The organism is Bifidobacterium amazonense (assembly GCF_018555435.2).
GTDB classification, from domain to species: Bacteria; Actinomycetota; Actinomycetes; order Actinomycetales; family Bifidobacteriaceae; genus Bifidobacterium; species Bifidobacterium amazonense.
In genome coordinates, this window is sequence record NZ_JAFEJT020000035.1 from 1 (window position 1) to 23,827 (window position 23,827).

Annotated in this window: 15 protein-coding genes, 2 pseudogenes and 1 CRISPR repeat array; of the genes and pseudogenes, 14 read left to right on the forward strand and 3 right to left on the reverse strand. The window is 61.9% G+C overall.

Translation table 11 applies throughout. The annotated features are described in order from the left end of the window. Positions 1-77 precede the first annotated feature (77 nt). The 9 genes from aspS to JS533_RS08705 all read left to right on the forward strand — a co-directional run bounded on the left by aspS (position 78) and on the right by JS533_RS08705 (position 13,890). Positions 78-1,874 (forward strand): aspartate--tRNA ligase, encoded by a 1,797-nt coding sequence (aspS, locus tag JS533_RS08665; RefSeq protein WP_241514026.1) that lies wholly within the window; start codon positions 78-80, stop codon positions 1,872-1,874. 267 nt (positions 1,875-2,141) lie between these two features. Then, complete coding sequence (locus tag JS533_RS08670) at positions 2,142-2,690, forward strand: PadR family transcriptional regulator (RefSeq protein ID WP_241514027.1); 549 nt, start codon at positions 2,142-2,144, stop codon at positions 2,688-2,690. Between the two features lie 179 nt (positions 2,691-2,869). After that, entirely contained in the window at positions 2,870-3,367 is a 498-nt protein-coding gene (purE, locus tag JS533_RS08675; RefSeq protein WP_219057668.1) for a 5-(carboxyamino)imidazole ribonucleotide mutase, read from the forward strand. Continuing rightward, the gene (gene purK, locus JS533_RS08680; RefSeq protein WP_241514028.1) at positions 3,351-4,520 is read left to right on the forward strand and encodes a 5-(carboxyamino)imidazole ribonucleotide synthase; all 1,170 of its coding nucleotides are present in this window, start codon (positions 3,351-3,353) and stop codon (positions 4,518-4,520) included. Before purE ends, purK begins: the two co-directional genes overlap by 17 nt. A gap of 400 nt (positions 4,521-4,920) precedes the next feature. Then, a complete protein-coding gene (gene ileS / locus JS533_RS08685; protein WP_338024178.1) occupies positions 4,921-8,250 on the forward strand; it encodes a mupirocin-resistant isoleucine--tRNA ligase in 3,330 nt (1,109 codons plus the stop codon). Positions 8,251-8,420: 170 nt separating this feature from the next. Continuing rightward, positions 8,421-10,886, forward strand: coding sequence for a CRISPR-associated helicase Cas3' (gene cas3, locus JS533_RS08690; RefSeq protein WP_241514030.1), 2,466 nt, complete (start codon positions 8,421-8,423; stop codon positions 10,884-10,886). A gap of 118 nt (positions 10,887-11,004) precedes the next feature. Beyond that, positions 11,005-12,702: a type I-C CRISPR-associated protein Cas8c/Csd1 gene (gene cas8c / locus JS533_RS08695; RefSeq protein WP_274619222.1), complete on the forward strand. Its 1,698-nt coding sequence runs from the start codon at positions 11,005-11,007 to the stop codon at positions 12,700-12,702. Further along, entirely contained in the window at positions 12,695-13,627 is a 933-nt protein-coding gene (gene cas7c / locus JS533_RS08700; protein WP_241514032.1) for a type I-C CRISPR-associated protein Cas7/Csd2, read from the forward strand. Before cas8c ends, cas7c begins: the two co-directional genes overlap by 8 nt. Before the next feature lie 23 nt (positions 13,628-13,650). Continuing rightward, positions 13,651-13,890 (forward strand): CRISPR-associated endonuclease Cas2, encoded by a 240-nt coding sequence (locus JS533_RS08705; RefSeq protein WP_338024177.1) that lies wholly within the window; start codon positions 13,651-13,653, stop codon positions 13,888-13,890. Positions 13,891-14,175: 285 nt separating this feature from the next. Further along, positions 14,176-15,693: direct repeats of the CRISPR family, unit length 33 nt; unit sequence GTCTCCCTCCTCACGGAGGGAGCGGATTGAAAT. Between the two features lie 342 nt (positions 15,694-16,035). On the opposite strand, the gene JS533_RS08710 is transcribed toward JS533_RS08705, so the two are convergent. After that, positions 16,036-16,320, reverse strand: a complete 285-nt coding sequence (locus JS533_RS08710; RefSeq protein WP_241514034.1) for an addiction module antidote protein — start codon at positions 16,318-16,320, stop codon at positions 16,036-16,038. A 294-nt stretch (positions 16,321-16,614) separates the two neighbouring features. On the opposite strand from JS533_RS08710, the pseudogene JS533_RS08715 reads away from it, so the two are divergent. Together JS533_RS08715 and JS533_RS08725 are read left to right on the forward strand one after the other, a co-directional pair. Next, a pseudogene (locus tag JS533_RS08715) lies at positions 16,615-18,174 on the forward strand (Y-family DNA polymerase); the annotation flags it as partial. Positions 18,175-18,793: 619 nt separating this feature from the next. Further along, the gene (locus JS533_RS08725) at positions 18,794-19,846 is read left to right on the forward strand and encodes a formate/nitrite transporter family protein (protein ID WP_241514035.1); all 1,053 of its coding nucleotides are present in this window, start codon (positions 18,794-18,796) and stop codon (positions 19,844-19,846) included. A 96-nt stretch (positions 19,847-19,942) separates the two neighbouring features. Here JS533_RS08725 and JS533_RS08730 read toward each other — a convergent pair whose 3' ends face one another. Together JS533_RS08730 and JS533_RS08735 are read right to left on the reverse strand one after the other, a co-directional pair. Beyond that, positions 19,943-20,455 (reverse strand): DNA-deoxyinosine glycosylase, encoded by a 513-nt coding sequence (locus JS533_RS08730; RefSeq protein ID WP_241514036.1) that lies wholly within the window; start codon positions 20,453-20,455, stop codon positions 19,943-19,945. 268 nt (positions 20,456-20,723) lie between these two features. Continuing rightward, a pseudogene (locus JS533_RS08735) lies at positions 20,724-20,846 on the reverse strand (LysR family transcriptional regulator); the annotation flags it as partial. Between the two features lie 258 nt (positions 20,847-21,104). Here JS533_RS08735 and JS533_RS08740 point away from each other — a divergent pair. The 3 genes from JS533_RS08740 to JS533_RS08750 are packed head-to-tail and all read left to right on the forward strand — an operon-like array spanning position 21,105 to position 23,620. Then, a complete protein-coding gene (locus JS533_RS08740) occupies positions 21,105-22,166 on the forward strand; it encodes a Na+/H+ antiporter NhaC family protein (RefSeq protein WP_241514037.1) in 1,062 nt (353 codons plus the stop codon). A gap of 9 nt (positions 22,167-22,175) precedes the next feature. Further along, entirely contained in the window at positions 22,176-22,466 is a 291-nt protein-coding gene (locus JS533_RS08745; protein ID WP_241514038.1) for a helix-turn-helix domain-containing protein, read from the forward strand. Then, a complete protein-coding gene (locus JS533_RS08750) occupies positions 22,466-23,620 on the forward strand; it encodes a type II toxin-antitoxin system HipA family toxin (RefSeq protein WP_241514039.1) in 1,155 nt (384 codons plus the stop codon). The genes JS533_RS08745 and JS533_RS08750 overlap by 1 nt, the downstream gene beginning before the upstream one ends. The last annotated feature ends 207 nt before the right edge of the window (positions 23,621-23,827 follow it).

Here is a 23,827-nt window from a genome sequence, read left to right on the forward strand (position 1 = left end):
CAGGCCGACGCACAGTCTTGGGAACCGGATACGCTGGTTGCCCGGCAAACCGTGGAAATCAAAGGAGTAGAGGAAGCATGAGCCAGACGGCTTACAGAACACATCATGCAACCGACGTCACCGAGGCGCTCGTCGGCCAGAAGGTGACCCTCGCCGGTTGGGTCGACCGTCGTCGTGACCACGGCGGCGTGGCCTTCATCGATCTGCGCGACAACACCGGTCTGGTGCAGGTCGTGATCTACGACGAGGAGATGGCCCGTCCGCTGCGTTCCGAGTTCGTCATCCAGGTCACCGGCGAGGTCCGTCTGCGCCCGGACGGCAACGAGAACACGCATCTGGCCACCGGCAAGATCGAGGTCGTGGCCGAGTCCATCGAGATTCTCGCCAAGTCCGACGCCCTGCCGTTCCAGGTGTCCACCGCGCTCGAGAACGAGTCCGAGAACAAGCTTCCGGGCGAGGACGTGCGTCTCAAGTACCGTTACCTCGATCTGCGCCGTCCGTCCATGCAGCACAACCTCAAGCTGCGCTCCGACATGGCTAAGGCCGCCCGCCACGCGCTCGAGGAGATGGACTTCACCGAGGTCGAGACCCCGACGTTCATCAAGTCCACGCCGGAAGGCGCCCGCGACTTCCTCGTGCCGGCCCGTCTGGTGCCGGGCTCGTGGTACGCGCTGCCGCAGTCCCCGCAGCTCCTCAAGCAGCTGCTCATGGTCTCCGGCGTCGAGCGCTACTACCAGCTCGCCCGCTGCTACCGCGACGAGGACTTCCGCGCCGACCGCCAGCCCGAGTTCACCCAGCTCGACATGGAGATGAGCTTCGTGGACCAGGAGGACGTGATGGCCATGGCCGAGAAGGTCATCGCCGCCATCTGGAAGGTCGCCGGCTACGACGTTCAGCTGCCGCTGCCGCGCATCTCCTGGCAGGAGGCCATGGACAAGTACGGCTCCGACAAGCCGGATCTGCGCTTCGGCAACCCGCTGGTGGAGCTCACCGACTACTTCAAGAACACGCCGTTCCGTGTCTTCCAGGCCCCGTATGTGGGCGCCGTCGTCTTCAAGGGCGGCGCCGCCACCCCGCGCCGCCAGTTCGACGCGTGGCAGGAGTGGGCCAAGCAGCGCGGCGCCAAGGGCCTCGCGTACGTGGTCTTCGCCGAGGACGGGGAGCTCAAGGGCCCCGTCGCCAAGAACCTGTCCGACGAGGAGCGCGCGGGCCTGCGTGAGGCCGTCGGCGCCGAGCCGGGCGACGCGGTGTTCTTCGCCGCCGGCTCCCGCGAGTCCTCGCAGCTGCTGCTCGGCGCCGTGCGCGTCGAGCTTGCCCGCCGCGAGGGTCTGCTCGACCCGAAGAAGTTCGCCTTCACGTGGGTCGTTGACTTCCCGCTGTTCAAGCCGACCGACGATCCGGACGACGATGACGTGGCGGTCGGTCACTCCAAGTGGACCTCCATGCACCACCCGTTCACCATGCCGAGCAAGGACTGGATCGACAAGTTCGACCAGGATCCGGAGCACGCCATGTCCGACTCCTACGACATCGTCTGCAACGGCGAGGAGATGGGCGGCGGCTCGGTGCGTATCCACCGCGACGACATTCAGGACCGTGTCCTCAATGTCCTCGGCATCGGCCCGGACGAGGCCAAGGAGAAGTTCGGCTTCCTGCTCGACGCGTTCAAGTTCGGCGCCCCGCCGCACGCGGGCATCGCGCTCGGCTGGGACCGCACCGTCTCGATCCTGGCCGGCGCGGACACGATCCGCGACGTCATCGCCTTCCCGAAGGCGGGCGGCGGCCGCGACCCGCTGACCGGCGCCCCGGCTCCGATCACGGACGAGCAGCGCGCCGAGACCGGCGTCGACTACGACCCGGAGGACGAGGACTGAGCGTTCGCGTTCCGTTCCCCGGCCATCCGGTCGGTGTGAGTCGCATGGCCGGCGCTGACCGCAACGGTATTGACTGACGGCAAGGCCCCGTCGGGTTCGCTTGATCGCGGATCCGACGGGGCCTTTGCCATGCTCGGCTCGGATGCGGGCATATGCGGTCGCGCTCGAGTGCGTCGGTCGCGTTCTCCGGTGGCGCTGTGTGGCACCGTGTGACGCCGTGGGCGAATGCCGTCATGATATATGTCGAAACGATATATACTGAACCGCATGAGCCTGATCGAGATGATGATTCTGGGATTCCTGTCCGAGCGTTCCATGTGCGGCTACGAGTTGCGCAAGAAGATGGAACAGCTGCAGGGATATGCCCGTAGATTTAGCGACGGCGCGATCTACCCGGCGACCGGTCGTCTCGTCGAGGCCGGCCTGATCTCCGAGGAATCGGAGATCCGCGACGGACGGCAGCGTCGGTTGTTCACGCTGCTCGACGCCGGTCGCGACAGGCTGATCGACGAACTGAAGAACACCAGCGGGTTCAATCTCACCGACTTCACGCGATGGACCGTCGTGCTCACGTTCCTGTCCGTCGTGCCGGACAAGGCCGATCGCGACGCGGTGCTGCGCCGGCGATACGACTATCTGTCGCGCGGCGACGTCCACTATTTCTACTGCGACGCCGGCCACCCGCTGCCGGCCGAGCGGATCGACGATCCGTACCGTCGCGGACTCATCTCAGTGCACACCGCCATCCATGCCGCGGAACTCGACTGGCTGCGCGACATGCTCGGCATCGCCGATGACCGCGCCGGTCTCGACTGACCTGGCCCACGCCGCCCCGACGCGACATGCGAACCGGTCGCCAAGAACGCCATCCCCGCTGCGGCGGCCGGCCGGTCCGCCCGCTTCGCCGGCTGCAGTCGCCGGTCCGCGGTCCTGTAGCCCGCCCTGCGTACAGTTGGAACGTACTTATTGTGTTTTTTCCGCTTTCGGAGGTTCTTATGGCAGACGGCAAGCCCGAAGTGGCAGTCATCATGGGATCGGCGAGCGATTGGGAGACGATGAAGCACGCATGCGACATCCTCGACCAGTTCGGCGTGCCCTATCACAAGCAGGTCATCTCCGCCCACCGTACGCCCGAACTCATGGGCGAATTCGCGCACAACGCGCGCGGCAACGGCTTCAAGGTTATCATCGCCGGCGCCGGCGGTGCGGCCCACCTGCCCGGCATGGTCGCAGCCCAGACCACGCTGCCGGTCATCGGCGTTCCGGTGCGCTCCCACGCCCTCTCCGGCTGGGACTCGCTGCTGTCCATCGTGCAGATGCCCGGCGGCATCCCGGTCGCCACCACGGCGGTCGGCAACTCGGGCGCGACCAATGCCGGCCTGCTCGCGGTGCAGATCCTCTCCACCAACGACGAGCGGCTCGCGAATGCGCTGCAGGAATATCGTGACGGACTCAAGGAAAAGGTGGCTGAATCCAATGCCCAGCTTGTCTGAGGAAACGCACGGCGCGGTCAAGATGCTGCAGCCGGGGGCCACGATCGGCATCATCGGCGGCGGCCAGCTCGGCCGCATGATGGCTCTGAGCGCCAAGTACATGGGCTTCCGCATCGGCGTGCTCGACCCGACCCCCGACTGTCCGACCGCGCAGGTGGCCGACTTCCAGATCGTCGGCGAATACGACGACAAGACCGCCATTCACGATCTGGCCGAAAAGTCCGACGTGCTCACCTACGAGTTCGAGAACGTCGACGCCGAGGCGATCGACGAGGTGCGCCATCTCGTCGCCGCGCCGCAGGGCACCGACCTGCTGCGCGTCACGCAGGATCGTGTGCACGAGAAGACGTTCATCAACGAGCACGGCACCGAAACCGCGCCGTGGCGCGAGGTCAACGACTTCGACGAGCTCGAGGCCGCGATCGACGAGCTGCACTATCCGTGCGTGCTCAAGACCCGTTCCGGCGGCTACGACGGCCACGGCCAGCACGTGCTGAGGAACGACGCCGACCTTGAGAAGATCCGTGCGCGCGGCGACCGCGGCGGCGGCTTCCCGCCGTCCATCCTCGAAGGATTCGTCGACTTCGCGTTCGAGGCGAGCATCCTCGTGTCCGGCAACGGCGAGCAGTACGTCACGTTCCCGATCGTGCGCAACGATCACCGCAACAACATCCTGCACATGACGATCGCACCGGCCGAGGTCAGCCCCGAGATCGCCAAGGCCGCGCACGAGCTCGCGCTGCGTCTGGCGAAGGGCTTCGAACTGGCGGGCACGCTCGCCATCGAGCTGTTCGTCACCAAGGACAACCGGGTGATCGTCAACGAGCTCGCGCCGCGTCCGCACAACTCCGGCCACTACACGATCGAAGCGTGCTCGATCGACCAGTTCGACGCGCACATCCGCGGCATCGCCGGCTGGCCGCTCATCCAGCCCAAGCTGCTGAGCCCGGCCGTCATGGTCAACGTGCTCGGCCAGCACGTGCTGCCGACCCGCGCGCAGATCGCCACGCACCCCGAATGGAACGTGCACGACTACGGCAAGGCGCAGTTGCGCCATAACCGCAAGATGGGCCACATCACCGTGCTCACCGACGACACGGCCGCCACGGTGGCCGCGCTCGAGGCGACCGGCTGCTGGGACGATCTGAAATAGCGGTCCTCCGGTTCCCGGAATCGCCCATGCGGCGGTCCCGGGAACCGGGGAAGACGTCGTGCTATGCTGAGCGGCGTTGTAGGGCAGTGATCCGTTATCAGCGGGGAGCCTTCGGAAGAACAGTGCGAGCCGGCACGGCCTGCGCTCAGTAGAACCGACGGGATCGGCCCGAGACAGCCGAAACTCAAGCGGTCGTCTTCGCACGGACTTCCCGGGCGGGCGGCGACAAGCGAGGTGGTACCGCGGTGGCAGGCCGTCGTCCGTAAGGTCGAGAGCAGTCAGTCATCGTCCTCGTAGGCAGGAATGACACTGATCGTCATGCCCGGCCGCGAGGCTCGCGCATGGCACGTCAATCGTCAGTCCTGTAGGACAGAGCAACACATTGACGAGGAGAACCATGGTGAGCGAAACCACCAATCATGTGTATCCCAAGGCGAACGAGGGTGGCGAAACCGCAACCGTCGCGCCGAACCCGAGCTTCCCGAACATGGAGGAGACCGTCCTCGACTATTGGGACAAGGACGACACGTTCCAGAAGTCGGTCGAACGCCGCCCCTCCGGCGACCACAGCCAGAACGAGTTCGTGTTCTTCGACGGCCCGCCGTTCGCCAACGGCCTGCCGCACTACGGCCACCTGCTGACCGGCTACGCGAAGGACGTGATCCCGCGTTACCAGACCATGAAGGGCCACAAGGTCAACCGTGTGTTCGGTTGGGACACGCACGGCCTGCCCGCTGAGCTCGAGGCGCAGAAGGAGCTGGGTATCGATTCGGTCGCGCAGATCGAAGAGATGGGCATTGACAAGTTCAACGACGCCTGCCGCGCGAGCGTTTTGAAGTACACGCACGAATGGCAGGATTACGTGCACCGTCAGGCCCGCTGGGTCGACTTCGAGCACGGCTACAAGACGCTCAACATCCCGTACATGGAGTCCGTGATGTGGGCGTTCAAGCAGCTGTACGAGAAGGGTCTCGCCTACCAGGGCTACCGCGTGCTGCCGTACTGCCCGAAGGATCAGACGCCGCTTTCCGCGCACGAGCTGCGCATGGACGCGGACGTGTATCAGGATCGCCAGGACACCACTGTTTCTGTTGCCGTCAAGATGCGCGACGAGGACGCCTACGCCGTCTTCTGGACCACCACGCCGTGGACCGTGCCCACCAACTCCGCGATCGTCGCCGGCGCGGACATCGACTACGTCGAGGTCGAGCCGACCGAAGGCAAGTTCGCCGGCAAGAAGTTCTACCTCGGCAAGGACCTGCTGCCGCACTACACCAAGGAACTCGGCGAAGACTACAAGGTCGTGCGTGAGCTCAAGGGCTCCGAACTGGCCGGCCGCCGCTACTGGCCCGTCTTCCCGTACTTCGCGGGCGAGAAGGCCGAAAGCGAAGGCAACGTGCCCGGCCCGAACGGCTACACGATCTTCACCGCGGATTACGTCGACACCGTCGAAGGTACCGGCCTCGTGCATCAGGCACCTTACGGCGAAGACGATATGAACACCCTCAACGCGCACGGCATCAAGAGCACTGACGTGCTCGACAACGGCTGCAACTTCACCTCGCAGTGCCCGGATTATGAGGGCCTGTTCGTGTTCGACGCGAACCTGCCGATCCTGCGCAACCTGCGCGCCGGCGACGGTCCGCTCGCGTCGATCCCCGAAGAGCATCGCGCGATCCTCTTCCAGGAGAAGAGCTACGTGCACTCCTACCCGCACTGCTGGCGCTGTGCCACGCCGCTGATCTACAAGCCGGTGTCCTCCTGGTTCGTCTCCGTCACCAAGATCAAGCCGCGTCTGCTGGAGCTCAACCAGCAGATCAACTGGATCCCGGAGAACGTCAAGGACGGCCAGTTCGGCAAGTGGCTCGCCAACGCGCGCGACTGGTCGATCTCCCGCAACCGTTTCTGGGGCTCGCCGATCCCGGTGTGGGTGAGCGACGACCCGAAGTACCCGCGCGTCGACGTGTACGGTTCGCTCGAGGAGCTGAAGAACGACTTCGGCGACTACCCGCGCGACAAGGACGGCAACATCAACATGCACCGTCCGTGGATCGACAACCTGACCCGCGTCAACCCGGACGATCCGACCGGCAAGTCGCACATGCACCGCATCACCGACGTGCTCGACTGCTGGTTCGAATCCGGCTCCATGTCGTTCGCGCAGTTCCACTACCCGTTCGAGAACAAGGAGAAGTTCGAGCAGCACTTCCCGGCCGACTACATCGTCGAATACATCGGTCAGACCCGCGGCTGGTTCTATCTGCTGCACGTCATGGCGACCGCGCTGTTCGACCGTCCGGCGTTCAAGAACGTGATCTGCCACGGCATCGTGCTCGGCTCCGACGGTCAGAAGATGTCGAAGCACCTCAGGAACTACCCGGACGTCAACGGCGTGTTCGACAAGTACGGTTCCGACGCGATGCGTTGGTTCCTCATGTCCTCGCCGATCCTGCGCGGCGGCAACCTGATCGTCACCGCCGAGGGCATCCGCGACACGGTCCGTCAGGTCATGCTGCCGGTGTGGAGCTCCTACTACTTCTTCACGCTGTACGCCAACGCCGCCAACAAGGGCGCCGGCTTCGACGCGCGCGCCCTGCGTGCGGACGAGGTCGAGGCCTTGCCGGAGATGGATCGCTACCTGCTGGCCCGCACGCGCCGACTGGTCGAGAAGGTGCAGAAGTCGCTCGACGCGTTCGCGATCTCCGACGCCTGCGACGCGGCCGCCGACTTCATCGACGTGCTCACCAACTGGTACATCCGCAACACCCGCGACCGCTTCTGGAACGAGGATGCGAACGCGTTCAACACGCTGTACACCGTGCTTGAGGTGTTCATGCGCGTGCTCGCGCCGCTCGCCCCGATGGAGGCCGAATCCGTGTGGCGCGGACTCACCGGCGGTGAATCCGTGCATCTGGCCGACTGGCCGTTCCTTGTTTCCGAGGAGACTGGTGAGGCTACGGAGCTGGGCCGCGTGCTGGCCGACGACGCGAAGCTGGTCAACGCGATGGAGAAGGTGCGCGAGGTCGTCTCGGGCACGCTCTCGCTGCGCAAGGCCGAGCAGATCCGCGTGCGTCAGCCGCTCGCCAAGCTCACCGTCGTGGTCGAGGACGTGGCCGACGTCGAGGCGTACGCCGAAGTGCTCAAGTCCGAGCTCAACGTGAAGGACATCGAGTTCTGCACGATGGAGGACGCCGGTACGAAGGGCCTCAAGATCGTGCACCAGCTGCGCGTCAATGCGCGTGCGGCCGGTCCGCGCCTCGGCAAGCAGGTCCAGTTCGCGATCAAGGCGTCCAAGACCGGTGCATGGCATGTCGATGCCGCCACCGGCGCCCCGGTCGTTGAGACCCCGAACGGTGAGGTCGCGCTCGTCGAAGGCGAGTACGAGCTGATCAACCGCGTGGAGGAGGAGAACGCCGCGGAAGCCGCGACGTCCGTGTCCGCAGCCCTCCCGACCGGCGGCTTCGTGATCCTCGACACCGCGTTGACCGACGATCTGATCGCCGAAGGCTACGCGCGCGACGCGATCCGCGCCGTGCAGGACGCCCGTAAGGACGCCGGCCTCGACATCGCCGACCGCATCAGCCTCACGCTGACCGCGCCGGCCGCCGATGCGCCGAAGCTCGAACAGTTCCGCGACCTCATCGCGCACGAGACCCTCGCCGAAGGCGGCGTCGAGATCGTCGCCGATGCGGACGCCAAGGAGCTGGGCGTGAGCGTCGTTAAGGCGTGATGTGATCGGCGCACATAACGTGCTCTGATCAGGTCTGGGGGCAAGCCGGATATGACGGCTTGCCCCCAATGTTGTAGTGGTGTGACTGGCACGCCCTATGCTGGCGGTAAGGGATAGAACTCGTATATGTGCAGAGTGAATCCGCTCGGTCCAAGACAAAGGAGTCATTGATGAGGAAAACCGGCAGCCAACCGCAGGAGAACGACGTTCACGCATGTTCTTCCGGCCCGTTCTACGCGCGTACCAGCGATCATGGATACGAGACCTGCGTGGAACATCTGTGTATGGCGGGGTGCCTCTCCGGTGGATTCGCGCGGCGATTCGGACACCTCGAAGATGGTCTGTTGGCCGGTGTGTTTCATGATTTCGGAAAATATTCGCGAGCCTTCCAAAACAGAATTCGTGATCCCGAACATTCCGGCAGGGTCGACCATTCCACGGCAGGCGCGCAGATGCTGGTGCAGTACGGCCGTTCCATGGCGGCTTTGGCCGTTGCTGGTCATCATGCCGGATTGGCTGATGTGGGAAGCGGAAGGGAACTGGAAGGCTCCACTTTCAGTGCGCGTATGAACAAGGCTTTCTCTGCAGGGAATCATGGGCCTCTTGCGTTGGCCGGGGCGGGACAGCATCAGATCGAAATACCGCAGTCGGCATTTCAAGAAGGGATTGCCGTCGATCCGAGGGGATCGTCGCAGTCGACGTGCATGAGGAACGCTGCATGTTACTCCGGCATGATGCTGACCCGCATGCTGTTGTCTGCCTTGGTGGACGGTGATCGGCTCGATGCGGAATTCTTCACGTCGAATCGAACAGATCGTGCCGAGCATCGGCTTTTGGAACAACTCAAGAAACGCCTTGGCCCGGATGCGTTGGCAGGGGAGCAAACCCCGTTGTGGAACGTATTGCGTGAAGCGGCATCGGCCGTAGCCGACATATGCGACGCAGACGGCAACGCCAACATGGAACGACTGGCCGGCATCGTGGAAAACGTGGCGCAACGGTATCTTGCGAATCCGAATAAGACGTCACTCGACGTCAAACGCTGCGAACTGCTTGCACAATGCCTGAAACGGGGACAGGACGAGTCATACAAACCTGGCCTGTATACGCTCACTGCTCCCACCGGCAGCGGCAAAACCATCGCTTCGATCACATTCGCGCTCGAACACGCGCGTACGCACGGACTGCAACGGGTCATCTATGTGATCCCATACACCTCGATCATCGACCAGACCGTCGGCAAGTTCGAGGAGATCTTCGGCTCGGATGCCGTGCTGCCGCATTACGCGGAAGCGCCGTACCAGCTCAAGGACGAGTCCGACATGGACGAAACCGATCTCAAGCGTGCGCTCGCGGCGGAGAACTGGAACGCGCCGATCGTCGTCACCACGGCCGTACAGTTCTTCGAGAGCCTGTATTCGAACAAGACGTCACGTTGCCGCAAACTGCATAACGTCGCAAAGTCGGTCATCGTGTTCGACGAAGCACAGACGCTGCCTGTGCCTTATCTACGGCCATGCGTCAAGGCCATCGCGGAACTTGTGGAACGATACGGTTCCACGGCGGTGCTGTGCACGGCCACGCAGCCCGAACTCAAGCCGCTGTTCGACCAGTCGTTCGCCGATGAAGACGCTCACATTCCTGAGATATCGCCGTTTTCCAATGCCGATCGTGATGCGTTCCGCCGCGTGACGATCGAACGCATTGGAGATATAGGATTGGATGCGCTTGCGGAGCGTCTGGATGACCATCGACAGGTGCTCTGCGTAGTGAACACTCGCAAGAAAGCCCAGTATCTATATGGTCGGCTTGCTCAGAACGGAGACATGGAAGGCACGTTCTGCCTGACGACACTGCAGTGCGCAGCAGACCGCAAGCGGCTGCTTGCGACGATTCGCGACCGTCTTGCTGCCGGGGAGACATGCCGCGTGGTATCCACTTCGCTGATCGAAGCGGGCGTGGACGTTGATTTTCCGGTGGCGTACCGGGAGAAGACGGGGTTGGATTCGATCGTTCAGACCGCCGGGCGATGCAACCGCGAAGGCAAGCGTGCCGCCGACGAGAGCATGGTCTACGTGTTCTCCACCGAGGGCGGCCATGCGCCGTATCTGGAACAGAACATTACGGCGTACCATACAGTGGCGGATCGGCAGGTTGATCTGATGTCAAGTGAGGCGATTCGTCTGTACTTTGGTGAACTGCTCAACATGCTGAGCGGGGGCAAGACTGGGCCTACTGGCAATGACGCGCTGGACAAGCACGGGATTCTCGCTTTGCATGGGCATGACAGGGGGATGCCGTTTGAACGTATTGCCGAGCTGTTCAGACTTATCGAAACTCCGACCGTACCGGTATATATCCCGTTGACGGACGCAACGTCCGATGAAGGGGCAAGGTTGTGCGCGCAGCTGGAGCGTGGGGACATCGACCGCACGTTGTTCCGCAAGTTGGGAAAGTACGCGGTCAACGTATGGCCGCAGCACCTCGAAAAGCTGCTGTCGATGGGAGCGGTGCTGCCGGTGGGGCGAGACGGTGATACCGAAGAGAACTGCTACATTCTGCGGGACATGAGTTTGTATTCGTCGCGACTCGGGCTGCGGATGGACGGCGCATCGGCTGACGGCATCTTTGTGTGAGAAAATCGGCGTGCTCGGCTTCATGCGATAGCCGGGCACGCCGGGTGCTCTGGCGTGCTAGATAAAAGCTAGTAAATTTCAATCCGCCCCCTCCGCGAGGAGGGAGACTGTACGGTGCCTGAGCGCGGGACTTGTTCGTCTCAATCCGTTCTCCCATGCATGGGGAGTAACTGTGGAAAGCAATATCATCCCCGTTCCCACCCGTGTCACCCGATCGTCCGGCATCGCAGCGAATTTTCTGTGCGATACCGTGGCGTACATGCTCGGATTCGACGCCAAAGGCAAACCCGAGCGCGCGAAACAGGCGTTTCGGGCATGCGCTGAACTGCATCGTCGCATACTGGGCGACGTCGCCGATCCGTCGGCCGCGGCCGTGCTTGCGTTCTTCTCACAGGAGCCCCAATGGGGAACCGCTCGGCGGCTGATGGGGGACAAGGCATGGGAATCCGCCGTGACGATGAATTTCGTTCTGCAATATGACGATGGAGAACATGTCGTGTTCATCGACGATTGCATTGCCGTACAGGAGGCGTGGAACGCGTATTACGATCGGGAAGACGCCGATGGCGACGATGCGCTGTCGTGCAGTCTAGTCTCCGGCGAGCCGGTGGTCCCGGCGAAAATCCATCCTAAAATCAAAGGAGTCACAGGCGCGCAATCGTCGGGCGCTTCGCTGATCTCGTTCAACGCGCCCGCGTTCTGCTCGTACGGTCTTGAACAGAACGAGAATGCTTCGATGAGCAAACGGGAGGCATACGAATATACGACAACGCTCAACACGTTGCTCGCAGATCGTGACCGGGTGCAGCGCATCGGCGATGATACCGTCGTATCTTGGGCTCGCTGCGGCGAACCCGCATATGCCGACGTATTCGGAGGAACGGTCTTCAACCGGTGGCGGATCAACGGGCAAACCGAGCAGTCCTCCGGTGGTCTGGAGGAGACGACAGTTAAGGCCGCGACGAAATCCCTCGCGCAAGGGCGCCCGTACGATTTCGACGGCATTCACCTTGCCCCCGACGAAGAGTTCCACGTTTTGGCGTTGTCCCCCAACTCGGCGAGATTGTCGGTCCGCTTCTACCTGACTAATACGTTCGGTGCGTTTGCACGCAACATCGAACGGCACTATCGGGATCTTGAGATACGACGTCCCAAATACGACACGACGACGTTCATGTCCACATGGCGGTTGCTGAACCAGACCATCAGACCGCAGAGCAAGAACGCCAAAGTATCGTCGGAAATGGCCGGATCGGTTATGAAAGCAATCCTCAACGGCACGCCATATCCGACGAGCCTGATCAACGCCGTGGAAATACGCATCAACGCCGAACACGACGTTTCACCCGACAAGGCGGCGATCATCAAGGCATATTACCTACGAAAAACAACCAACGAGCAATTCAAGGAGGTACTGCAGGTGGACATCAAAGAAGACAGTGATTACGTGCCATATGTGCTCGGACGTCTGTTCTCCGTGTACGAGCAGATCCAGCGGGCCGCGATCCCCAACATCAATACGACGATCAAGGACAAGTACTTCACCAGTGCGGCCGCGACGCCGGCCCGCATATTTCCGATCCTCGGCGATCTTGCGGCGAAGCACATGCGCAAAACCTGGCAGTCGAAAGGCTACAAGGTCAAACTGGAGAAGGCACTGGGCGAATTGACCGATAAAGTGGGCGATCGTTATCCGTCAAGGCTTTCCCTCGAAGAGCGCGGAGCGTTCCAGCTCGGTTACTATCACGAGAACCAGCAGCGATTCAACAAAACCCGTAATGAAGACAACGACGTACAAGGAGCAGACAATGACTGACCGTACCCCCATCGAAAACCGTTATGATTTCACCATTCTCTTCGACGTGGAGAACGGCAATCCGAACGGCGACCCCGACTCGGGCAACATGCCGCGCGTCGACGTCGAAACCGGCAATGGACTGGTGACCGACGTCTGTGTGAAACGCAAGATCCGCGACTATGTGCAGACGGCCATGGGAGAGGAAGTCCCGTGGCGTATCTACATCCAGAATCGCAGGACGCTGAATCGGCTCGACAGCGAAGCGCTGGAGGCCGTGCATATCGACGCTCGTCCCGAGGATAAGGATTTCGCCAAGGAGATCAAGGCACTGAAGAAAGACGATCCCGAGTTGGACCGTCGCCTGCGCGACTACATGTGTGCCAATTTCTTCGACATCCGCACGTTCGGCGCCGTGATGACCACGTTCGTCAAGGGCAGTCTGGCATGCGGCCAAGTGCGTGGACCTGTGCAGCTGGGATTCGCGCGATCCATCGATCCCGTCTCCGTACAGGAAATCTCCATCACCCGCGTCGCCGTGACCACGGAAGCGGATGCCGCGGAAAAGAACAACACGATGGGCAACAAGTACATCATCCCTTACGGTTTGTACCGTATGAATGGCTATATTTCCGCCAAACTTGCGCAGAACGTCACCGGGTTCAGCGATGAGGACCTCGACATGCTCTGGCAGGCGATCCTGAACATGTTCGAATTCGACCGTTCCGCATCGCGCGGTAACATGGCAGTGCGCAAACTGTACGTGTTCAAGCATTCCAGCGCTCTCGGCGATGCGCCTTCGTGGAAACTGTTCGACAGCATCGATGTACGTAAACGGGACGGAGTGGATGTCGCTCGCAGCTTCGGAGATTATGCGGTTACTGTGGACCGTGCCGTCATCCCGGATTCCGTAACCGTAAGCGAAATGGTCGATCACGAGCTATGAGCCGTCGCATCGGCTGACCGGACGTGTCTGGGTGTCCAGCCAGCCGATGCGATGATTCACTGACATATGGGCAGCGAGTACAGAACGGTGTGTTTTTGGCGTCGCTTTCGGATTATCTGCTACTGCGGTATGAGCTGGATGACATCGTTGATCTTGAATGTGACAGTCTACGGTTCTACAGTTTAGGAACGAAGGATTCAACTCGGATAGAGCATGTAGGTCTGCAGCGGCATATGCCAGTTGATGATGCGATGATGATATAGGTTGATATAGGTGGGTATTGCTGCGGTACTTGGTGAGCGAATGAGGTGACGTGGTGGTGTAGTGCGGTGCGAGGGATGAGCTGACGGAAAATCGCCGGATGTTTGCGCCGTGATGGAGCAGAAGGTATGTGCCTTTTGCTTGTGGTTGTTCCCCGAACGCGGGCAGTTGCTTAATAAGTGAATAGAGTTTTGGAATATAGGATTTCTGGCATCGTATCAGGGCGTCTCGTATTGAAGTGTTCTGATACCATGTTGTGCGGTCATACGCGAGTATTCCATCCGTGCGTCTCCCTCCTCACGGAGGGAGCGGATTGAAAGAACAAGCTCACCAACAACGGCCAGTCTCAAGGAAGTCTCCCTCCTCACGGAGGGAGCGGATTGAAATAAGGTGCAGACCACGACCCGCGTCAGCAACGAACTGTCTCCCTCCTCACGGAGGGAGCGGATTGAAATTACACCGCACCCTCCGGCACCGCACTGCCGACGGTCTCCCTCCTCACGGAGGGAGCGGATTGAAATTGTTATCAAGCATCAGGTCGCACGCCGGTACCTCTGTCTCCCTCCTCACGGAGGGAGCGGATTGAAATACAGGAGCGTCAGTGGATGTGTCTTAATTTCCTCTGTCTCCATCCTCACGGAGGGAGCGGATTGAAATCCTTCGGTTTGCAGCTTACGTGCATGATCGGGTTCGTCTCCCTCCTCACGGAGGGAGCGGATTGAAATTACCAGAACCCGGACGGTGAGACCTCATGGAGCCGGTCTCCCTCCTCACGGAGGGAGCGGATTGAAATTCCGTGGCTCGCTTGTGGTATTGGCGGGCGGAGGTCTCCCTCCTCACGGAGGGAGCGGATTGAAATATCTACGAAAACGCGGCGTCGCCCCTCTCCTGAGCGGTCTCCCTCCTCACGGAGGGAGCGGATTGAAATCCCACCGTGGTGGTCGGCCCGGCGTTGTCGGTGGTCTCCCTCCTCACGGAGGGAACGGATTGAAATAGCGTGTACGTCCATAGGCCCGTGGTTGTGGACTGGTCTCCCTCCTCACGGAGGGAGCGGATTGAAATGTGGTGCTGAGCATATTAAACCGTTCAAGGGCGGGGTCTCCCTCCTCACGGAGGGAGTGGATTGAAATACTTTTCGACTGGGTGTTAACGACTTGTTCCTTGGTCTCCCTCCTCACGGAGGGAGCGGATTGAAATATCAACGGCGTCGGCGACTTCTACTCTCTCACCGGTCTCCCTCCCCGCGGAGGGAGCGGATTGAAATTTGGTTAAAAGACATGCCCGTGACAGACTGATTGGTCTCCCTCCCCGCGGAGGGAGCGGATTGAAATTCCGTCCGAAGACACATAAGTGTTCCACGGGCTGAGGTCTCCCTCCTCACGGAGGGAACGGATTGAAATGTCATCGTCAAAGCCACCGAGGGTACCAGCTACGGTCTCCCTCCCCGCGGAGGGAACGGATTGAAATTTGCGGAGCTTGCGGCCTGAAAATCTCTACCCAGTCTCCCTCCTCACGGAGGGAGCGGATTGAAATCTGATCCGCAACGAGACCCAGAACTGGAACTCGTGTCTCCCTCCTCACGGAGGGAGCGGATTGAAATTTCCGAGCCCGAGAACGCGGCGCACTGCGCGGCATCGTCTCCCTCCTCACGGAGGGAGCGGATTGAAATAAGCGGGCGAGCCTGAAACGGTTGCGCCGATACGCCGTCTCCCTCCTCACGGAGGGAGCGGATTGAAACTGGGCCGAGGTCAAAACCGGCAGCGACCCAAGCGTCTCCCTCCTCGCGGAGGGAGCGGATTGAAATATGAAGCTGTACGGCGTGCCGTCTTTACGGCGCAAGTCTCCCTCCTCACGGAGGGGCGGATTGAAATGGAGTTGCCGGTGAAGACCATGTACTCCTTGTGGTCTCCCTCCTCGCGGAGGGAGCGGATTGAAATCAACCCGTGAACGAGTAGCCCGCACGCGTGAACGGTCTCCCTCCCCGCGGAGGGAGCGGATTGAAATCGTCAGCACATAGCCACGATGCGCAGCCGCGGACTGTCTCCCTCCCCGCGGAGGGAGTGGATTGAAACGTCTGCAAGGGCCGCAGCCTGCGGAGGGAGTGGATTGAAATGGAGAGGAGGGGCCTTACTGCTGTTTGGGAAGGTTTAGGCGGCTTGGATACTGATGCGTCCGCCGAGGGCGTGGATGACCTTGAGGATGGTGGCGAAACTGGGGTTGCCGTCCTTGCTGAGACTCTTGTACAGGCTTTCGCGGCCGACGCCGGCTTCCTTGGCGATCTGTGTCATGCCTCGGGCTTTGGCGACGTTGCCGAGGGCGACCTGCATGAGTGTTGGGTCGTTGTATTCGGCGACGGCGTTGAGATAGGCGATGTTGCCCTCTTCGTTGTCGAGGTATTCGCTGGTGTCGTAGTCGGTGAATTTAGTGGTCATTGCTGTTCCTTGTAGGCGTTGAGGCGTGTCATGATGGCGGCTTTGGCTTGTCGATCCTTGAGCTTTGCGGAACCACTTGGCATATTCTGCGGATTGCTCGATTTCCATCTCCATTATTGTATCCTATAGGCTACGCTATGTTGATCGTTGATGTTGATCGTTGATGTTGATGCGACTGTCGACCTTGTCGTTGTCGCCCGCGCGACGGGCGAGGATGGAACCCTGCCAATCCGAGTCCGTCTCGCACCGCGACAATCACCACAGTTGTCGAACGTATGTTCGATAATATGGTGCATGACAGCACCGGACCACACGTATCTCGCCATCGACCTGAAGTCGTTCTACGCTTCGGCCGAGTGCGCGGCGCGCGGTCTGGACCCTCTGAAAACCAATCTGGTCGTGGCCGATGTGAGCCGCACCGAGAAGACCATCTGCCTCGCCGTCTCCCCGTCGCTCAAGGCTTACGGCATCCCCGGCCGCGCGCGCCTGTTCGAGGTCGAGGAACGGCTCAACCGAGTCAACGAAGAGCGGCGTGCGCACATCCCCGGCCACCGGTTCGCGGGGGAGTCGTCGGATGCGGACGCGCTGGCGCGCTTCCCGCAGCTCAAGGTCGCATACCGGGCCGCCAAGCCGCGCATGGCGTACTATCTCAAAACCAGCGGCGACATCTATTTGATCTATCTCAAATACGCGGCACCCGAAGACATTCACGTCTACTCGATCGACGAGGTGTTCATCGACGTGACACACTATCTCAAGACCGTGTACCGCGTGAGTCCGCACGATCTGGCCCGCGCCATCGTGCGCGACATCCTTGGCCGCACCGGCATCACCGCGACCGCGGGCATCGGCTCCAACATGTACCTTGCCAAAATCGCGATGGACATCGTCGCCAAGCACATGCCCGCCGACCGCGACGGCGTGCGCGTCGCCGAACTGGACGAGCGGTCGTATCGCCGTCTGCTATGGGATCATCGTCCGTTGACCGACTTCTGGCGCGTCGGCAGGGGCTATGCGCGGCGCCTCGAATCGTCCGGACTGCTCACCATGGGCGACGTCGCCCGCTGCTCGTTGGGCCGTGCCAGCGACTACTACAACGCCGAACTGCTCTACCGTATGTTCGGCGTGAACGCCGAGCTGCTCATCGACCACGCATGGGGGCTCGAACCGTGCACGATCGCCGATGTGCAGGCATACCGACCGTCCGAGAACTCGCTGAGCAACGGTCAGGTGCTGCACCAGCCGTATTCATGCGATCAGGCGCGGCTCATCGTGCGCGAGATGGCCGACGCGATCTCGCTCGAGCTCGTCGAGAAGGGGAAGGAGACCTGTCAGATCGGCCTGTACATCGGCTACGAGGGCGCGCCCGGATTCGAAGGGTCGATGCCGGTGTCCACGAACCGTTTCGGCAAGAAGGTGCCGCGTCCGGCGAACGGCTCGGTCGAGCTGGGGGAGTACACGTCGTCGACGAAGGTCATCGCCGACGCGATGGTCGCGCTGTACGACCGCATCGTCGACCATGATCCGAAGGTGAAGGTGCGTCGTCTCAACGTGGTCGTCGGCCGGTTGCGGCCGTATGCCGGCGATCGTGCCGTCGACGGACGCGTCGCCGCACCGTCGCCGCCGATCATGCCGGTCGGCCGGGCGGAACAGCTGGACCTGTTCGCCGACGTGGACGAGACGGACGAACGGCGCGAGACACGACGTACGGATCTGCGACGGGAGCGCGACGTGCAGCAGGCGCTGATCGCCGTCAAACGCAAGTTCGGCAAGAACGCCGTCGTCAAAGCCATGAATCTCGAGCCGGACGCCACCGGCATCGACCGCAACAACCAGATCGGCGGACACGCCGCCGGAACGGCAACCGACGACGAGCATGGCAAGATTGCCGGTCGTGCTGCGGCAGACGGCGACGGATCACGGCATGATGCTGAGCGGATGATACTCGGTGATCGTCGAATCGTTGGAAATATAGCGGAATCCGGCATTCGTGCGGGAGATGGAACGTCGAATGCGACCGACCGTTCCCGTGCCGGAGCGCAGCCGGCCTGGACGGTTCAGCCGGTACGACCGCTGTCGTCGGATGTGCCGGATAGGCAGGGCACGTCGTCATCGCTGGATACGCGAGACGTTTCGACCGTGCCGGGACTACACGCCACGCATCGCTACGACGACATCATCGACGCCGTCTATCATCCCTCCGCGCGGCACCCCGCCATGCCGCGAGCCAACCGGGCCGCCCAATTCATGCCATTTTCGGCCCTCACCGGCTATGACGAGGTGCTGCTCGCCAATCTCAAGGCCATGCAGGATCGCATCGCCGCCGAGGATACGGCCGGAGACCAGGACTTCGGCGCGTGACGGGTGTGCTCGGACGTATTCCGCCGGCATTGCCGGTGCAAATCGTGGCAATGTGATCCGGGTCATATCGGTTTTACCGGTTTCACGCGTGAGCGGCTGACAGACTATAGGAGTGGAAGAGAACGTCATATCATCATTCGTCAACGACACCATCCCCTCCGGCGGCTCGGAAGCGTCCCCGACTCCAGCCGCGGCCCCGGCCCCGTCTCCAACGCCGTCCGCGGCGCAGTTCGCATCGCCCGCACCCGTCGCCGGCGTGGCCGCCGCACCCGCCCCGCGCATGAACCCGCTGTTTCCGGGCCGCACGTTCATCAGCACCGTGCTCGACGCGCTCGACAGCAAGGAGACCATGACCGGCAAATTCACCGGTAAATACATGCAGCGCGCCGTCATGGCCGGCTTCTTCGTCGGCATCTTCTTCACCGCGTTCTTCGCGATCAGCGCCACGTTCGCCGCGACCGGCCCGGCCATGGCCCTCGTCGGCAAGGTCATCGCCGCACTCACCTTCGGCTGGGCGCTCGTGCTCATCTACTACACGAACTCCGAACTGCTCACGTCGAACATGATGATCATCTCGATCGGCGTCTACCACAAGCGCATCGACTGGCTGCATTCACTGCGCATCCTCGCGCTGTGCCTGCTCGGCAATCTCATCGGCGGACTCGTCATCGCCGTGCTCATGCGCTTCTCCAGCATCACCGATGGCGTGATCTTCACGCAGATGGCCAACGCGGCGCTCGCCAAAACCGGTTACGTCACGCAGGGCTTCGGCGGCATCGTCGACCTGTTCGTGCGCGCCATCTTCTGCAACTTCTGCATCAACATCGGCATGCTCATGGTGTACAACGGCAAGCTCGTCAACGATTTCACCAAATGCATCATCATGGTCGTGGCCGTGTTCGTGTTCGCCTACCTCGGTTTCGAACATTCCGTCGCGGACTCCGTGCTGTTCCTCATCGTCGGCCTGCACGGCGTGATCAACCCGTGGCTCGCCATTGCGGCGATCATCGTGATCCTGCTCGGCAACTTCGTGGGCGGCGGCGTGCTCATCGGCCTCAACTTCGCCGTGATGAACGACCGTCCGCATCCCAACCCGTCGCAGCCCGGCGAATTCGAGAACTCCGCGCTCGAACATCTCGAGGCGCCGCGTCCGGCGGGGCTGTAGAACGCCGGCTGCCGTCGTCGCCGACGCGCTGCCGTCACCGACGCGCTGCCGTCACCGGCGCGACCATCGCCGATGCGGCCGTAGCCGACGCGGCCGTCAGCGATCAGGCCGGACGATCCCCGCCTGCACGAACGCCGCGCGATAGGCCCCGACCAGATCCGGCAGACGCATGGCCGCGTTGGCCGGACTGGTGGACGGCAGCTGGACCATGGGAACGTCGATGCCGTCCGCGACCAGTTTCGGAGCGATGAGCCGACGATACAGTTGCCCCGACTTCGCGCCGGTGGTGACGATGAGCGTGATCGGCGCGCCGCGCAGCATCGGCGCCGGATCGTTCGGCACGACGTTGCGGATGCTGGCGTCGGATGCGCCGACGATGTCGCACGAACCGATCACGTCCCATAGCGCGACGCGATGCCGCAATGCGAATGCGCGGCGGGACTCCGGCGTGTCCCCGACACGGTCCGCCGGATCGCCGGCGTCGGCGAACACGGCCTCCATCACCGGCCAGAACCGGTTGCGCGGATGCATGTAATAGAACGCCGCCTCGCGCGACTTCGGGCTCGGCATCGATCCGAGCACCAGCACGCGCGAGCGCTTATCCCACACAGGCCCGAACCCATGCTCCACGTGCTGTGCTGATCGTGTGGGTCGTCCGGTTCGTGCGGAGTGCACGGGCCGTGCCGATCGGCCGTCCCGCGGATCGTCCCGCGTATCGTTCCCCATGCCGTCGTACGTATGTGTGCCGGCGTCCCGTTCGTCCATACCTGCCATGGTAGCGTCCGGACTACAGGCAGCCGTGCGGATCGGGAACTATCGCGTCGTGCCGGTCATGTCGGCCATGACCTCGCGTGCGCAGCGGATGAAATCGTCGATGGCGCTCCAGCGCGGCGACGTTCGCGCTCAGCGTCTGCTGCGTGATGCCGAGTCGTTTCGCCGCCTTGCTGAAGCTGCGCTCCGCGGCCACAGCGGTGAAGTATTCGATGCTGAGAAAGTTCATGCGATGCTCTTTCCGCGTGCGCGGTATGTCGTACTATCGCCATAGTGGAAACCCCGTAATAGATATCAGCTTAGTCTGTATTGTTCCTGTTATCGTGGATCGTGGCTGGTGCGGTCTGTGCAGGCTAAGTGGCCGTTGCGTCCTGTGCGGATGGCGCTGCGAACGACGTTGCGAATGTCGCTGCGATGCCCGCATCGCAAGACCCCGCACCGCAAGGCCGCGAGACGAAACCGTCACCATCAACAAGGGAGGAGTCGCATGCTGGAGGCGGGGACGATGCTGATGTTCGGCGCGGTGCTGTTCGCCAGTGTTGCGTTCGGCTGGTCGATCATTCCCGCGTTGCTCGTCGGCGTACTGCTGTTCGTCGGCTATGGTCTGGTTCACCGATGCCCGTTGACCGTGATGGTGGGCCGTGCGGTTGGCAGTGTGCGATCCGCGAGCACGGTGATGGTGACGTTCGTGCTGATCGGCGTGCTGACCTCGCTGTGGCGCGCCAGCGGAACCATCGCGTACATCGTGGCTCATGCGGCCGCGGTGATCCATGCCGCCACGGTGCTGCCGCTGTCGTTTCTGCTGTGCTCGGCGATGTCGATGCTGGTCGGCTCGTCATTCGCCAGTGCGGCCACGATGGGCACCATCTGCATGTCCTTGGGGCTCACGATGCAGGCGAATCCGGTCATGCTCGGCGGGGCGATCCTCGCCGGCGTCTACGTGGGCGACCGTTGTTCGCCGGTCTCCACCAGCGCCCTGCTGGTCAAACAGCTCACGCACATGAATCTGTTCGACAATATCACCCGTATGCTGCGCACCGGCGCGGTGCCGTTCGCGCTGAGCTGCGTGGTGTACGTCGCGGCCGCGGTGGTCGCGACGTCGGCGGGGGAGACGTCGGCCGGCGCGACGGTCGATGCAGCCGCCGTGGCCGTCGCACCTGATGCGACCGGCGTGTCCGATATCGGATCGTTGTTCTCGTCGACGTTCGACCTGCATTGGCTCACCGTGATTCCTGCGTTGCTGGTCGTCGTGCTGGCCCTGTTGCGCGTGGACGTGCGACTGCTCATGCTGGCCAGCATCGCCGCCTCGATCGCGGTGTGCATGGGCGTGCAGCATGTCGGATGGGTCGATCTGCTGCGGCTGCTCGTGTTCGGATACCATGCGCATGATCCGCAAGTGGCCGCGCTGCTGGACGGCGGCGGCATGGTTTCCATGATCACCGTGATGGCCATCGTCTGCATTTCCTCCGCGTACGTCGCCATCGCGCGCCATCGCGCCACAACTACTAATATATGCGTAATTTTTGAGTTTTTAGGCTTATATTGCTAATATATTAGTATGTTTTCGTTGCTTGATGAGCCGATGCCGGGGGATGTTTCGGCTGCGATTGCCGAGCGCATGGTCGCCAGGCGCAAGGAGCACAAGATGTCGCAAACGGACCTGGCTGTACAATCCGGCGTGAGTCTGGGGTCGATCAGACGGTTCGAGCAGCGGCATGAGATTTCGTTGACGGCGCTGGTCAATATCGCGTTCGCGTTGGGGTGTGAACGGGATTTCGAATCGCTGTTTGCTCGACCGTATTACGAGACCATCGATGATGTCATCGCGGCGCGGAAGAGAGGTGCTTGATGGATGAGACATTGCCATTGGATGTATCGATCGACCGTGTGCGGGTGCTGCTGGATGGCGAGAGCGTCGGCTGGCTGACGCTCTCGCCATCGCGAACGCTGGCGTTCTCATACGATCGCTCCTGGCTGACCCGTGGATTCAGCATCAGCCCGCTGAGCCTGCCCATGAGAGAAGGGGTGTTCGTCGCTCAAAGAGACCCGTTGCATGGGCTGTTCGGCGTGTTCGACGACAGCATGCCGGACGGATGGGGCCGTCTGCTGACCGATCGCGTGCTGCGGCAGCGAGGCCTTGACCCGTATGCCGTCGGTCCTCTGGCGAGGCTTTCCATCGTGGGTGCAAGCGGTATGGGCGCCTTGGAATACGAGCCGGCCGCGGATATCGAGAGCGGCATCGTCGCCACTGATTTGGATGATATCGCGAACGAGTGCGCCAACCTATTGGCGACCGATTTTTCCGATGACTTGGATCGGTTGTTTGCGCTTGGTGGATCGTCCGGTGGTGCGCGGCCGAAGATTCTGACCCAGATCGATGGCGAGGAATGGATCGTCAAATTCCCCTCATCTGTCGACTCCGCGAACATCGGGGAGCAGGAGTATCGGCTGTCGGTACTGGCTCGTGACTGCGGCATCGTCATGCCGGAAACGCGGTTGTTCCCCTCGAATCAATGTTCGGGCTATTTCGGTACCCGACGATTCGACCGCGTGCGCGATGCCAACGGTGCCCGGCATAAAGTACACATGATTTCCGCGGGCGGGCTGTTGGAAACGTCGCATCGCATCCCCAATCTGGATTACGGACTGCTGATGCGGCTGACCATGCGCATCTGCGATAGCGCGGAGGAATGCGAGCGGCTGTACCGGCTCATGTGCTTCAACGTATTCATCGGAAACCGTGACGACCATGCGAAGAACTTCTCATATCTCTACAATCGGACACGGAACGTATGGCGGTTGTCGCCCGGATATGATCTGACGGAAAACCCCGGGATCAACGGCGAACATACCACGTCGGTCAACGGCAAGGGACGCGACATCACCATTGCCGATATGACCGGCATCGGCGTAAAAGCCGGCATCGCCCGCTCCCGGTGCGTCTCCATCGCCGAAGGAATACGGGATCGTGTTCAAGATGCCGGTTTCGCCATTCGCTCTTGACCAAGCGTGGCGCTGCTGGAATCGGTGTTGCGATCAGTGCGGGTCAAGTTGTGTGCCTGCCGAAATAGCGATCGCCGGCAGTGTATTCCCCAATTCCATGAGCCCGTCCAGTGCACAAGGTGCAGATGGTCTTGCGGGTTCCATCGGAAAGATCATGATGATGGCTGAATTGGCAACGGCAGAACAGGCTGCCAAACGAGGCTGGGC

Coding starts and splice junctions, on each gene's coding strand:
- JS533_RS08740 (WP_241514037.1), top strand. CDS start 21,105: ATGCTGGAGGCGGGGACGATGCTGATGTTCGGCGCGGTGCTGTTCGCC.
- JS533_RS08745 (WP_241514038.1), top strand. CDS start 22,176: ATGTTTTCGTTGCTTGATGAGCCGATGCCGGGGGATGTTTCGGCTGCG.
- purE (WP_219057668.1), top strand. CDS start 2,870: ATGGCAGACGGCAAGCCCGAAGTGGCAGTCATCATGGGATCGGCGAGC.
- cas7c (WP_241514032.1), top strand. CDS start 12,695: ATGACTGACCGTACCCCCATCGAAAACCGTTATGATTTCACCATTCTC.
- JS533_RS08750 (WP_241514039.1), top strand. CDS start 22,466: ATGGATGAGACATTGCCATTGGATGTATCGATCGACCGTGTGCGGGTG.
- purK (WP_241514028.1), top strand. CDS start 3,351: ATGCCCAGCTTGTCTGAGGAAACGCACGGCGCGGTCAAGATGCTGCAG.
- aspS (WP_241514026.1), top strand. CDS start 78: ATGAGCCAGACGGCTTACAGAACACATCATGCAACCGACGTCACCGAG.
- JS533_RS08710 (WP_241514034.1), bottom strand. CDS start 16,320: ATGACCACTAAATTCACCGACTACGACACCAGCGAATACCTCGACAAC.
- JS533_RS08670 (WP_241514027.1), top strand. CDS start 2,142: ATGAGCCTGATCGAGATGATGATTCTGGGATTCCTGTCCGAGCGTTCC.
- cas3 (WP_241514030.1), top strand. CDS start 8,421: ATGAGGAAAACCGGCAGCCAACCGCAGGAGAACGACGTTCACGCATGT.